This is a genomic window from Pseudoalteromonas sp. HM-SA03, assembly GCF_002289345.1.
Taxonomy (GTDB): domain Bacteria; phylum Pseudomonadota; class Gammaproteobacteria; order Enterobacterales; family Alteromonadaceae; genus Pseudoalteromonas.
The window spans coordinates 52,407-65,435 of record NZ_NSDG01000044.1 but is presented as its reverse complement, the minus strand read 5'-3'; the positions used below and the strand labels follow the sequence as shown (position 1 = coordinate 65,435).

At 42.6% G+C, this 13,029-nt stretch carries 11 protein-coding genes; 6 read left to right on the top strand and 5 right to left on the bottom strand.

Annotation, left to right across the window (positions count from 1 at the left end):
* The first annotated feature begins 24 nt into the window (after positions 1-24).
* Positions 25-750: an ABC transporter substrate-binding protein gene (locus CKO50_RS08485; protein ID WP_095727800.1), complete on the top strand. Its 726-nt coding sequence runs from the start codon at positions 25-27 to the stop codon at positions 748-750.
* A gap of 218 nt (positions 751-968) precedes the next feature.
* Here the strand turns inward: CKO50_RS08485 and CKO50_RS08480 are convergent, their stop codons facing one another.
* The 3 genes from CKO50_RS08480 to CKO50_RS08470 are packed head-to-tail and all read right to left on the bottom strand — an operon-like array spanning position 969 to position 3,645.
* A complete protein-coding gene (locus CKO50_RS08480) occupies positions 969-1,874 on the bottom strand; it encodes a histone deacetylase (protein ID WP_095727799.1) in 906 nt (301 codons plus the stop codon).
* 39 nt (positions 1,875-1,913) lie between these two features.
* On the bottom strand, positions 1,914-2,540 hold the full coding sequence (locus CKO50_RS08475) for a response regulator transcription factor (protein ID WP_095727798.1): 627 nt from the start codon (positions 2,538-2,540) through the stop codon (positions 1,914-1,916).
* Entirely contained in the window at positions 2,533-3,645 is a 1,113-nt protein-coding gene (locus CKO50_RS08470) for a sensor histidine kinase (protein WP_095727797.1), read from the bottom strand. The genes CKO50_RS08475 and CKO50_RS08470 overlap by 8 nt, the downstream gene beginning before the upstream one ends.
* A 229-nt stretch (positions 3,646-3,874) precedes the next feature.
* Between CKO50_RS08470 and CKO50_RS08465 the strand changes: the two genes are divergently transcribed.
* From CKO50_RS08465 to CKO50_RS08455, 3 genes are all read left to right on the top strand, one after another.
* Positions 3,875-6,640, top strand: coding sequence for a methyl-accepting chemotaxis protein (locus CKO50_RS08465; RefSeq protein ID WP_095727796.1), 2,766 nt, complete (start codon positions 3,875-3,877; stop codon positions 6,638-6,640).
* Positions 6,641-6,818: 178 nt separating this feature from the next.
* Positions 6,819-7,016 carry a hypothetical protein gene (locus CKO50_RS25080; protein ID WP_010369908.1) on the top strand — a complete coding sequence of 66 codons (198 nt, stop codon included), beginning with the start codon at positions 6,819-6,821 and terminating at the stop codon, positions 7,014-7,016.
* Positions 7,017-7,079: 63 nt separating this feature from the next.
* Entirely contained in the window at positions 7,080-7,562 is a 483-nt protein-coding gene (locus CKO50_RS08455; protein WP_095727795.1) for a hypothetical protein, read from the top strand.
* A gap of 78 nt (positions 7,563-7,640) precedes the next feature.
* On the opposite strand, the gene CKO50_RS08450 is transcribed toward CKO50_RS08455, so the two are convergent.
* Together CKO50_RS08450 and CKO50_RS08445 are read right to left on the bottom strand one after the other, a co-directional pair.
* Entirely contained in the window at positions 7,641-8,387 is a 747-nt protein-coding gene (locus tag CKO50_RS08450; protein ID WP_095727794.1) for an alpha/beta hydrolase, read from the bottom strand.
* A 63-nt stretch (positions 8,388-8,450) separates the two neighbouring features.
* Positions 8,451-11,039: a M1 family metallopeptidase gene (locus CKO50_RS08445; protein ID WP_095727793.1), complete on the bottom strand. Its 2,589-nt coding sequence runs from the start codon at positions 11,037-11,039 to the stop codon at positions 8,451-8,453.
* A 521-nt stretch (positions 11,040-11,560) separates the two neighbouring features.
* Here CKO50_RS08445 and CKO50_RS08440 point away from each other — a divergent pair.
* A complete protein-coding gene (locus tag CKO50_RS08440) occupies positions 11,561-12,463 on the top strand; it encodes a LysR substrate-binding domain-containing protein (RefSeq protein ID WP_095727792.1) in 903 nt (300 codons plus the stop codon).
* A gap of 201 nt (positions 12,464-12,664) precedes the next feature.
* The gene (locus CKO50_RS24540; protein ID WP_255229495.1) at positions 12,665-13,012 is read left to right on the top strand and encodes a hypothetical protein; all 348 of its coding nucleotides are present in this window, start codon (positions 12,665-12,667) and stop codon (positions 13,010-13,012) included.
* Positions 13,013-13,029: the final 17 nt, after the last annotated feature.

Genomic DNA, 13,029 nt, shown 5'->3' with positions numbered 1-13,029 from the left:
GGAGAAGAAATATTGGCTTATGTAATGAAATTAGCGAGTTATAGCCTGATTATAGTCTCTTTAACGAGTTTGAGTGCCTCTGCAAAAGAGCTACTGGTGGTAACCGAAGAGTGGAAGCCGTACAACTTCACCAATGACAAAGGCGAGGTTGTTGGGAGAGCAACAAAAAAGGTAAGGGAGGTGCTTGCAGCAGCTGAGATTGACTATGAGATAAAAGTCTATCCCTGGGTACGGGCAATGAAAATTGCCAAAGAGCGCCCAAATACAATGATTTACTCGATTTATCGTACCGCTGAGCGTGAAGCTGACTACGAATGGGCATGTCCTTTGATCCGCCCTGTGGGGGTGTCTTTCTTCAAACTTAAAACGCGTAAAGATATTCAAGTTGCTTCATTGGAAGATGCCAAGCAGTACACCTCCGCAGTAGTAAAAGGAAATATTTATTATGATTTTTTGATTCAACACGGGTTTAATCAAGGAGAGCACTTAGTCGTTGCCGCCGATTCTAAAAGCTTTTACAAACTCTTTTTCAAAGGACGGATAGATCTTGTGATGTCAACGGAATATATTATGAGTGAGGAACTTAAGGCCGCTGGGCTTAACGATGATGAGGTTGTACCTCTGATAGAAGTAACCAAAGCTACTCAACAGCGTGGCTGTATGGCATTTAGCAAAGATACAGAACCTATGTTAATAGAGAGAATTAGGCGTGCGCTGGCGAAGCACAATCAAGAATTTGTTGGACCATAACGAATAGTAGCAATTTGATCGTTATAGGTAACAACTCATCTTTAAAGGTTATTTGTCGGTCATTTTGCTTGGAGCTTGACTCAGTAGTAGAAGAAAAGCGCACAATACGGTGCGCTTAATCAGTGCCATGGTGAAGGGGCAAGTAAACTAAAGGTGTTACACCAATCAAACCCTTCATAACACTAAACGAGTGCGCAACATAAAAAGATCATCATTTTTTAAAGTTTTGCAGCTTGTTGCACCACAATCGCGTGGCGCTTTGCTAATCTTTGGTGATCTTTATCGTATCCGCCACCAATCACGGTTGCGACAGGGACACCATGCTTTTGACATAAGGTCAGCACCAGTGCATCTCGCTTCGCGATGCCAAGCCATGAGATATCCAATTTACCTAAGTTATCACCTTGCCAAACATCGACACCAGCGTCGTACAGCACAATATCTGGATTTAGAACCGTCAATAATGACTCAAGCGTATGTGCGACAATTTCTAGGTAGTGTGTGTCACTGATCCCTATTTCTAAGCCAATATCTAAATCGCTAGCATGTTTACGAAAGGGGAAGTTTTTCTCGCAGTGGATTGAGCAGGTATAAACATATGGGTTGTGCTTTAACATGGCGGCGGTGCCGTCACCTTGATGAACATCCAAATCAAAGATTAGGGCATTGGTGATCTGATTGCTGTTGAGCAAACGCGAGGCTGTAAAGGCGAGATCGTTCACCATGCAAAAACCAGAGCCAAAATCATAATGTGCGTGGTGTGTGCCACCGGCTAAATGGCATGCAATACCGTGTTTAAGCGCAAGTTCTGCTGTTTTTAGCGTTCCAAGAGGCGCAGTAAAAGTACGTGCCATAAGCTGCTCCGACCAAGGCAGACCTATACGACGCATCATTTTAGCGTCGAGTTGATTACGCCATAAGTCCCAAATATATTGCTCGCAGTGCACGCTTTCAAGTGGCGATGGGTCACCGGCTTCAGGGCTATAAACATTGTTGTGAATGAGCCCTAATGCATTTACTTCTTGGTATAGACGTGCAAATTTACTCATCACGAATCGGTGCTTTGGATCAAAATTGAATGAGTAATTAGAATGATAAACTAGTGGTAAATTTGGGTTGTTCAAAAACGGCTCCAAAAATGGCGATACGGCAGTGTAGCAATATCAATCTCCGAAGCCGAGCGCTTTAGCTTTTAGTGTTGCTTGCGTTCTGTCTCGTACTTGTAGTTTTGCGAGCAGACAAGAAACCGAGTTACGGATGGTACCTTCCGCTTTATATAACGTATTGGCGATTTCCTTATTGGAATATCCCTTCGCGATTAGTTTTAAAATATCCTTTTCTCGTGTGGTGAGCTTATCTAAAGTGGGGTCAGGATTTAGTAAGGTCTCAGCTAGTTCTTCTTGGATGATGAGTTCACCTTGATGGACTTGTCGAACGGCATCAATTAACTCTTCCAAGTCAACATCCTTAAGAAGGCAGCCTTTCGCGCCAAGCTCTAAGGCTAATTTTAGCTTCGCAGTATCGTTGAAGGTTGTGAGGATAATGACTTTAAAGTTTATTGCCAAAGGCAAAAGCTCGGTGAGTACATCGACACCATCTAGCTCAGGCATTCGCATATCTAAAAGTACAATGTCAGCTGTAATTTGGTTTAATCGAACCTGTTGGATGAACTCACTGCCACTGCCACAACTTCCAGAACAAACAATGTCACAACTTAGCGAAAGGAGTGCTTGCATACCCTGGCGCACAAGCGCCTGATCATCGACTAGGTAAACTGATATTTTAGCCATTTGTCGTCCCAAAATGGATAGTTAATGTTACGCCTTGATGAGTTGATACATCAAGACTGCCGCCGAGTTCTTGGATCCGTTCCTGCATACCAGTCAGACCATTGCCAAATCGAATACTATTTAAGGTAATACCGTTGTCGCTTATTTGTACTTTTAACCCTTGTTGACAATACACTCGTACATGCATTTTATCCGCCTTGGCGTGCTTCAAAGTATTGGTAATGGCCTCTTGGCAGCATTTTAAAATGCAATTGGCATAACTTAGTTTTTCGAGTAACGGGTGGTGTTCATAGTCGAGCTCGATGTTAAGACGAGGGATAGATTCAGTAAGCCTCAGCAATGCATCGTGGAGATCGATATGCTCGTTGCTACGTTTGTCGCTGACTAAATCGCGAATACATTTTAGGGTGTCTTTAGCTTGCAAATAGCAGCTATCTAATAGCTCGGTTAATGGTGCCGCCGCAGTTCGTCTTGCGACATCTAAATTTACAATCAGACTGGTTATTTGATGTCCAACATCGTCATGTAACTCTCGTGCTAACTGAAGCCGCTCTTGTTTAGCAATACTTTGGCTTAGCAGAGACTGCGTTGCAGATAGCTGACTATGGGCGAGCTGTAGTGCTTCTTTGGCTTCTTGCTCTTTTTGCATTCTTTTACACACCACGTACGCAAATAGCTGAAAACAGGCAAATAACACGGCGTTGAGATATTCAAAACCATGTCCCCAAAAAAAGTATTGCGACGCAACATACAAGCAGGAGGTAACTAGGATATACCCAAGCGCAAAGCTCAAAGGAACATAAAAAGCAAGGATCCCAACGAGTTTTACGTTGTAAATGAGATGAGTGGCGGCGGGGGAGGTAAGGTTAATTGACTGGATCAAAAGCGCCAGTATAAACAGCATCAAATATCTAACCTTGTAGCCATAGTATTTTTCGGACTCATTGATACATAAAAGTACGAGGATCAAAACGCTGATATGCTGTATCCAAGGCTGCCATTGTGCTTTTTGCTGAGCATAAACCAAACTTGGTATTGCAACGGCTAACCAAGTGAAAATGGTTGTTACCAACCAAGCCGTCGGATAGCGAAAAAACGCCGACATCTACTTACTCCGCTAAAAACCTGCTCTGCAGGTATTATTCCTTTATTCTCTTACGAACCTATCCTAGCAGATATTTGTGGCGCTGTGATGATGACGAATGTCATAAATTTTACATTGTAAATCAAAGTGCAATGACGGTTTTTCACCCAGGGTAGTGCATTGATTTGTGGCACCACTATTCCTGTTCTATCTTTATGTAACAATCTTTTCATAATTAGGGATACTCAGAATGAAAAGTGTTAAGGCAAAACTTATTTCTGCGGTAACAGCGGGTTTAGTAGTAATGCTTATCGGCGCGATGCTCACCATTTTTGTGATGAAACGTGTTGCAGAACAGTATGACAGCATGATAGACAATGAATTGGCTGCTCGCGAGCAAATAAACATAGTGCTTGATGACTTTAAAACGCAAATACAAGAGTGGAAAAATGTGCTTATTAGAGGAAAAGAGCCTGCTCAGCTAGATAAATATTGGTCGAGATTTGAAACCAAAGAAGCTGAGGTACAAAAACAACTCAGTTCAATTGTTTCAGCCTATACTTTACCATCTACCCTAGAAAATAAGTTACGTGAATATCAGAAAGCACATCTCACCTTAGGACAAAAATATCGTGAAGCGCTGAAGCGATTCAAAAGTTCAGGCTTTGATATTGACCTTGCCGATGCCACAGTGAGTGGAATAGACCGCCAAGCAAGTGTGTACCTACTTGAAATTAATGAGCAAATTAACGCGTTAGTAGACACGAGAACAAGTGAAATTGTTGCGACAAAAAACCAACTTATCTTTTTCAGTACCTTAGGGCTCATCATTATTGCACTTGTGACTTTGGGGTTACTGACTTGGTATATGCAGCATTTAATTACCCGCCCAATCCGCCGCGCATCAGATGTGGCAAAGGCAATTGCGAGTGGTCGACTAGACAACAAAGTTGTTGTACACAGTAGTGATGAAATAGGTAACTTACTGGCAAATTTACGTCAAATGCAAACTAGCTTACTTGATGCGACTCAAAAGTTAGAGTTACAAGCAAAAGAAAACTTACGGATCCGTTATGCGCTAAATAACGTGGCTGCACCTGTACTTTTGTGTGATGACATGAACCAAGTGATTTACGTAAATGCACAATGTGATTCTTTACTTGATCGTTACCGCACCGCGCTAAACGTGCCTGCTGACGTTGTTAATCATCCAATTCCCGAAGCTTTACTTCACAGCTCTAAAGCACTGCACCAGGCCGGGGGTCAATTAGTGCGTCAGTTAGAGTGGGAATGGTGCGTAGGTGAGGTTATCATTGCGGCAACTGCCAACCCGGTTTCCGATCAAAATGGTAGGGTGTTAGGTACGGTATTTGAATTTAAGGATTTAAGCCAGACAAGATGTGCAGAGCAACAGGTTGAACAGCTCATTAAATCTGCTTCCGATGGCAAACTAAGTGAACGTCTAAACCTTGAGGGATACGTTGGTTCCATGAAATTAATAGCCAGCGGACTTAACAAACTACTTGATGCTGTTGAGCAACCTATTAGTCAAACAAAACAATATCTTACTTCGCTGTCAAAAGGAGAAATTCCTGAGCAGATTAACGGTGAGTTTAAGGGCGAATTTGCGCAAATACATATGGCCTTACAACGTGCCACGTCTTCGCTTTCGTTACTTATTGAAGATACTTACAGTTTAGTTGCGGCGGCAGGAGAGGGGAAGCTTTCTACTCGGGCGGATGAGGCTAAGCACCAAGGTGAATTTCGAAAAATCATTCGTGGTGTCAATGAAACACTTGATGCGGTCTCTAAACCCATTGCACTTACTAGTGGATATCTAGAAAGTATCGCAAAAGGAGAGTTACCCGCCTTAGCAAATGATGGTTATAAAGGAGAATTTGATAGTATCTATCAAAGCCTCTTTGCTTGTGTTGGTGCAATTAAATTGATGCTAACCGATGCCGAAAGGCTTGCTGAAGCGGCCAGTGAGGGAGACTTACAACATAGAGCTGATGCCAGTAAACACTATGGCGCATACGCCAGCATAATAACAGCCATGAATGAAACGCTGGACTCCATTGAAGCGCCACTTAAGGAATGCATGAATGTGATGGATGGGCTGTCTCAAGGCAATTTAACACGGCAAGTTGAAAAAAGTTATGCAGGTGATTTTGCGCTGTTGAAACAATCGGTGAATACCAGCGTTGGCAACTTAGCCAATATGATGCAAAAGCTGCTGGCCATGGCGGAATCCATCACTGTCTCGGTACAGCAGATCACCACAGGTATCGAAGAGTTAAGTGAGCGTTCCTCTTCTCAAGCCGCTTCTATTGAAGAAACACGGGTATCAGTTGGTGAGATCACCGAAACTGTACACTCAAACGCCACTAATGCACAATCGGCTAATCAGTTGGCAATTGAAGTGAACCAGCAAGCACAGCAAGGTGGAAAGGCTGTTGAGTCAACGATTGAGGCAATGACCGAAATTAGTAAGAGTGCTAAAGAAATACTTACCGTCATTGAGGTTATTGATTCTATTGCATTTCAAACTAACTTATTAGCGCTGAACGCCTCTGTTGAAGCTGCACGAGCGGGAGAAAAAGGAAAAGGTTTTGCGGTCGTAGCCTCAGAAGTGAGAAATTTAGCGCTGCGCAGTGCAAGTGCCTCAAAGGATATCTCTGAGTTGCTGGGAAGCAGTAACATCAAAGTGAAGCAAGGATCTAAGTTAGCCTCAGAATCCGGTGAGACGTTAAAAACCATCGTGGAAAGTGTCTATGGGCTTGCATCGCAAGTGCAAACTATCGCAGAGGCCTGCAATACGCAATCAAGTGGTATTGAGCAAATTAATCTAGCGATTAAACAAATTGATGGTATTACGCAGCAAAACAATACTTTGGTAGAGATGACGAATGCATCGGGGCTGTCGTTGTTGAGTAAAGCCAATGAATTGCGAGAGATGGTTGAGCAGTTTGATATCGGCAAGACTAAAGCGGAGTTGATGAAAGTGGTGAGCTAAAGATCAGCAAAATCTAGGGCCTGTTGATCTTTCAAGTTTGTTTTTGCAGCAGTTTGATTGGAATTTATACAAGGCAGAGCCAGCGTAGCATAGTCATTCTATGTAAGTCTGGCGATAAAGACTTTGTGCTCCTGCAAAGTCACCTTACCCCACATCCTTGTGGGGCAACACAGAAGAAATGCTAATCAAGCGCTGCCCTTTGGGTTCATCTGAGTGCGCTTTGTTCATTGTTGCTCAACTTTTGCCTAGATTACTAGGCGGCAAGTCGAGCGTCGCGACCAAAACACACTCAGAAGAACAAAAATCAAACAGCAAAGGTCAACAGGCCCTAGCACATACGGTTGCTAACTTTATTGTTTTTAGGAACATCACGTGACATGATTGGACTAATTTGGTGGCTTTTTAGCCGCTAACAATATTTAGGGATAAGGCATAAATCATGGTTACACCAATCATTATTATACTGTTACTTTGCGGCCCGTTATTACTCGGTGTTATCTATTCAAAGATAAGAGACGTACAGGTAGAGAAAACAACGCTTGCCTGTTGGGGTCTAGGTATCGCCTTTATATTCTTTTTTATTGGTCATATCGTAAAAGCACAGGGGATGGTAGAAATGTTGCCTAGTTGGGTGCCGTATAGACTCCCTCTAGTGTACTTCACTGGAGTTGTTGAACTCGCAGTGGCTGTTTTGTTATTTATACCAAAATACCAATTACCTGCAGCAAAAGCGGCAATTGCCGCTTTTATCCTGTTTTTTCCTGCAAATGTGTATGCCGCGCTCAACAGCGTTGGATTGGGAGGGCATCAGTGGGGACCAGTTTATTTGCTAATTAGAGCACCACTGCAAATCATATTGATTGCTTGGGCATATTTTATGTGTGCAAAACCGCTATCAATGCCTGTGGCTGAAATTAAATAAAGCTCAGCTCAAGCAGAACACATAAACAGAAAGGGGTGTGAGATTTACCCGCTTCCCTTTCTGCATTTCGCGACTAGACTATTGGTCTTTTACTTTTTCATTCTCTAGGCAAGGTTTACCAGCTAAATGACCAGCCAAAATTTGTGCTATTTTGTCGGTTAGCCAGCTCGGACCTTCGTCAGTCATGTCATTGTGTTTTGCGTTCGCTATCGTGACAACACAATCCTGATATTTGTGCTTTTCAGTACGACTTGGCAACACCCCTTTGTCCGCTGGAAAGTCACTTGCTCGTATCGACAATACCTTTACATCAAGGCTTCTCGGTAATGGCACTCTGCGATGATCTAGCGTAATGATTTGGCTTACAAATTTAGCGCCGCGATTGATGAGCCATGCTGAAATGTCACCGCCATTAGAATGGCCAATTAAGAGGATGTGCTCAAAATCAAAGGTAGTGAACTTCGGCTTAAAGTAATCGTGAATAAACACTAGCGTATCAGCGCCCCGTTGCCAGTTTTCTGCACGTGTTTCGTATAAGTTCCCTTCGACGGAAAGAGGAGGGTCAGTTGCAAGCTCATGGCCTACTGTAATAACCAAATATCCTGCTTGGTTTAGCGTCTTGACCAAGAATTGATATTCGGTATGTGAGACACCATAGCCGGCGCTTAGCAGTGCAACGGGACAAAGCGCTGTAGTTGAGCAGTTATCAGTATTGGATGGCTGATGAATTTCTACAGGAATTGCTCTATCACGAGCTGGATCAATTACGGTTTCAGCGGCCAAAACGAATGGCAGACATAATAATAATAAAAGTGGGCGTAACATATTTATCCTAAAAAATAGTGGCGCTCGGCAAAAGCCAAAAGCGCCACAACTGGTTGGAGTCTTTTACAGATTATTCAAAAATTGATTGACTGAAGCTAGCTCTCTTTGCTTTTGCATGATGCAGGTATTTGTTGCCAGTTCCAGCTGCTTAAGTGATTTACTTAAACCTTCTACTTCTTTTTGCATCGGTTCAAAAAACTGCTGAGCTTGTTTTAATGCATCCGCGTCACAATACGTAAATAGGTAAAAAGGTAGCTGTGGCTTTGCAAAAGGAGGGAAGCGCTCCTTTAAGCGCTCAAAGTGCTGATAAAACCACTTTTGATAAAGCGCTTTTCGCTCATCGCCTTTACCATTCCCGCTTAATATGTAATTAAAGTCGGAGGCCGTTACATGCTCGCTTAGCGCATAATCTAGTACTTGTTGTTGCAAGTCTTGTGGACCAAAATAACCCATTGCAAGCAATAGATTAGTACGTTGAGTTGGGTTATTGGTGGTTTCAAATACTTTTTTGTATGACTTCAACAGCTCAGCATCACCGTAGTAGGCGGCAATTTGCAGGAAGCTTCTAGCTAAGTAGGGGTCAACTTTATCAGGTGATGTTAAATATAAACTCGCTTGCTTTTTTGCATGCTTAATAATGGTTTGATGCTTTGTCTCGAAAGCCAGTGCTCTAACCAATGCTGCACGTATTTCCGATGTGGCAGCTGGTTCATTTGCATTTGCCTCAAGTCCATATCGAGAAAACGCAGGCTCAACATAAGTGGTATAAAGTTTCTCCCAAAGTAACTTATTTGAATCGTCTTCATACTGTTTATGTTGTGATAGTAATTGAGTAAGAGCGGCCTTTGCTACTTTGGGATGAGTGTCGTTAATAAACTCACTGAGCGTTAACATCAACGCATTGGCGTTTATTTTTCCAGACTCCATCAGCGCGTCAACATTGCTTAGTAAGTCTAATCTCTCCCGCTCGTTTAGCTTGTTTGGGGCATGTGATATTAGGCTTGCGAGTTGAGACTCAGAAAGATCCCAGCGATAATAACCTGTCGCGTTGTCGTTTGGTAAGATCCACTCAGGCTCAAAGTCTAATTTAATCTGTTGCGCCTTGGAGTCTAAAAGTATTGTCTTAGTGGCTGTTTTGTCACCTCTACCATAGCGCAGTGTGATGGGGATATGCCAAGTTTGTGCTGCTGTTTCTTGTCCTTTTATTACAAAACGTTGTTGCGACACGGTGGCATTCTGGCCATCTAACTTAATCGTCAAAAGTGGAAATGAAGCTTGTGATACAAATGAGTCTAGCACTGTCGCTACATCTTTATTAGATACTTTACCCAGCTCATTCCATAGATCTTTGGCTTCTGCATTCTTATACGCAAATTTACGGATATAATTGCGCATGCCTTGCTTAAATACCTCTTCCCCAAGCCACTGTTCAACCATGTAAAGTACCGCGCTACCTTTGCTGTACGCAAGTCCCAAGCCGTCCGTTACATCAGACTCTGTAATAACCGGTTTGCGGATCGGGGAAGTAGTTGCTTGAGCGTCATAGGGCATTGCATTGTGTTGAGGTAAGGATAAATGTGTCTCTAGCTCAGGAAACAGCTGTAGTGTGATCTTTGCAGCCATCCAAGTGGCAAATGCTTCGTTTAACCACAGGTCATTCCACCATTTCATCGTAACTAGATTACCATACCATTGGTGTGCAAGTTCATGAGCAATAACGTTCACATGCGAAGTTTGGGCTTGTCTTGTCGACGTTGCTGGATCGATAAGTAATATATCTTCTCGGTAAGTCACAAGGCCTGCGTTCTCCATTGCGCCGAACGGAAATTCAGGAACAGCGACTTGGTCTAGTTTTTTATAGACATAGGGTAAATCAAAATAGTCTTCAAGCGCTTTGAGTATCTTTGGCGTGTTTTCGATGGAATAAGCGGCAAGATTTGATTTCTTTTGTGGGGTAATAATGTTACCCGGAACCGACATCCCTTTCACATCAAGTACTTCGAATGGACCAACGGACAAGGCAACTAAATAAGAAGGAAGAGGCGGCGTTTTGTCGAAGTAGTGGGTGGTCATGCCATTTGACTTTTTGGTCTCTAAAACAGGCGTGTTGGCAAATACTTTTTGATCGTCAGGGGCAGTAATAGTGAGTTGGAATGGGATTTTATACTCAGGTTCATCAAATGTAGGCATTGCTCTTCTTGCATCACTCATCTGAAACTGAGTAAATAAGTAAGGCACGCCATTGTCAATGGTTTTATAGAGACCGACGCTATTACGATTGTAAGGGGCGGTATAGTCGATAGTAAGCGTGTAGCGACCGGGTTGCAGTATTTTTTCGCAACTCAATCTCACTTTACCGGTTTCGAGCATTTTTTCTCTGAGTTCACACGACGATTTTCCGACTAGCTCAGCGGTATCTATCGCATAGTCTAATCCGTTAAGCTCAATAAATTGGGTGGCTTTGAGCACCTCTAGTTTTATAGTCGTGTGTCCTGAAAAACGTTCTTTAGAAGGATCTAAGTTAAATGTGACGGCTTGCTCTATAGGCTTAGCCACGGTGGCTAAACGATGAAGTTCCGCATTTGATTGAGCCTGAACGGAAGCGCTGATAGACAGTAAAATAGCACAGCATATTAAAGACCTAGATAGCATAAAAATCCTTTATTCATTTTGTTATTGTTGATTTATCTTGCGAATCAATGCTCTGTATGTTGTCACTTGGTGTGATAAAAGCATAGATAGTTAGCGCAATGTTCCTTTTACTTTAACAAAACTTGTTGCAAAAAGAGTGGAGGTAAAGGTTTACTATCGGGCTAATATTTTAAATATTAAGTAATATCAATAAATTGAAGAGGTGGACTAGCCGACTTTTTGTGTAACAAAATTTGTAACAGACTCCACCGTACTTAATTAACCTGAGGTTTGGATAAGGAATGTTCCCACATATTGAAACTACTTATGTTTCACTATGTGTTCTAACTTCAGATAGGCCCCGATTATAGTTAACCAGTGTAATAACTGTGACTTTGGCTTTGGTTTACAATAATTCATTGTTGCTCCTGTCGTAGTAGTGAATAAACTGCGTTTAGGTTAAGTAATTTATGACTGTATCTTGGGTCAAAATATGGCAGGATACCAACGATAGTTAATTACAATTAATATAAGTTGAGCTTATGGATAAGAGGTTAAGGCACTTAAGTGCACTACGCTGTTTTGAGAGTGCAGCTCGGCTCCAAAGTTACACTCAAGCTGCACTCGAGCTAAACATTACGCAAGCGGCAGTAAGTCAACAAATGCGGCAACTGGAACATGCACTTGCAGTTAAGCTTTTTGTCAGAAAGGGCCGCAATATGCATTTGACTGAGGCCGGAGAAGTGTTGTTAATGTCTACGCAAGGTGCGTTTAAGCGTATTATTGGGGGATTAAATCAAATTCAAACACAAGAATTGGCTGGTAGCTTAACTATCACATCAACCCAGTCTTTTTGCTCTTTATGGCTAATGCCTAATCTGAGCTCGTTTTATGAATCTCATGACGATATCCAAATTCGCGTGCTTGGCTCTAATCGCTTTGAAGATATTCGTTTAAATCATATTGATATCGCGATCCGGTTTTCTACCAAGCGAGAGTTAGCCTGCCCCGCTGGACTTGAGCAGTTATATCTTGGGGAAGATAGCAACTACCCTGTTTGTTCACCAAGCTACAAAGAATCGCTGCAAATTAAGTCTCCGAGTGATTTAGCAAGATGCAACCTTATCCACCACGACGATGATAAAGTAAGCTGGGAGCAATGGTTTGAGTCTCAGGGAATATGCGGTTCAAGTATTTGTGCCAAAGGCCCACACACTCGAGTCTCTTCTAATGATATGGCACTGAGCGCAGCGCTTAAAGGCCAAGGTGTGGCAATCGTCTCCAAAGAACTATTTTTAGACTTTCAACAAGCTGGACTTATTGTGCAGCTTTTTGATACCCCTCACCCTGTGGTATGGCAACGCTATGTGTTATTTGATCCCTATTCACCAAAAAGAGCTCGGATCCAAGTATTTATTGATTGGCTTATCAATCACTTGCCATAAGGCCTCGTTATGGCTCATTTATTGAGCCACTTTCTTATTATTTCATGAATGCGGAAGTGAATATGAACTTGAGGTAAATATTAAACCAAAATTTAACATTGCCGAATTAGACGCCGTTCCCGCAAGGAAAACTAGCAAGGATGCCAACATTCAAATACCGAGGAAACGATAAAAACTTATACTCTCACGCCAGCCGTGTTGATGCTCGTGAGCAGCGTTGCTAGTGCGCAGCCCGAAGTGCACTACGAGTCTTGTAAATCCACTTTTAACTATCTAGCCGCTCAGTATCAAGGGACGACGGATAAAAATAATTCAGGTTCGCAGTGGTGCTATTTAAAACAAAGCATCGAAGGCGCAACTTGGGGTCATGTCAGAACAGAAACCATCCCTGAATTCAAAACGGTAACCGGAAAAGCGTGTAAAGCGCCATCGGAGTATCAGGGTGAAAAGTTTTATGGCTGTACAACCCAAAATCACACAGTACCTTGGTGTTATGTCGAAGGGGGGGTTGGGAAGAGTGTCAACCAGAAGCGCCGCCAACGCTTTTAGCTCACACTCACCCCCTA

Coding starts and splice junctions, on each gene's coding strand:
- CKO50_RS08450 (WP_095727794.1), bottom strand. CDS start 8,387: ATGTTACGCCCACTTTTATTATTATTATGTCTGCCATTCGTTTTGGCC.
- CKO50_RS08475 (WP_095727798.1), bottom strand. CDS start 2,540: ATGGCTAAAATATCAGTTTACCTAGTCGATGATCAGGCGCTTGTGCGC.
- CKO50_RS24540 (WP_255229495.1), top strand. CDS start 12,665: ATGCTCGTGAGCAGCGTTGCTAGTGCGCAGCCCGAAGTGCACTACGAG.
- CKO50_RS08445 (WP_095727793.1), bottom strand. CDS start 11,039: ATGCTATCTAGGTCTTTAATATGCTGTGCTATTTTACTGTCTATCAGC.
- CKO50_RS08455 (WP_095727795.1), top strand. CDS start 7,080: ATGGTTACACCAATCATTATTATACTGTTACTTTGCGGCCCGTTATTA.
- CKO50_RS08465 (WP_095727796.1), top strand. CDS start 3,875: ATGAAAAGTGTTAAGGCAAAACTTATTTCTGCGGTAACAGCGGGTTTA.
- CKO50_RS08440 (WP_095727792.1), top strand. CDS start 11,561: ATGGATAAGAGGTTAAGGCACTTAAGTGCACTACGCTGTTTTGAGAGT.
- CKO50_RS08470 (WP_095727797.1), bottom strand. CDS start 3,645: ATGTCGGCGTTTTTTCGCTATCCGACGGCTTGGTTGGTAACAACCATT.
- CKO50_RS25080 (WP_010369908.1), top strand. CDS start 6,819: ATGCTAATCAAGCGCTGCCCTTTGGGTTCATCTGAGTGCGCTTTGTTC.
- CKO50_RS08485 (WP_095727800.1), top strand. CDS start 25: ATGAAATTAGCGAGTTATAGCCTGATTATAGTCTCTTTAACGAGTTTG.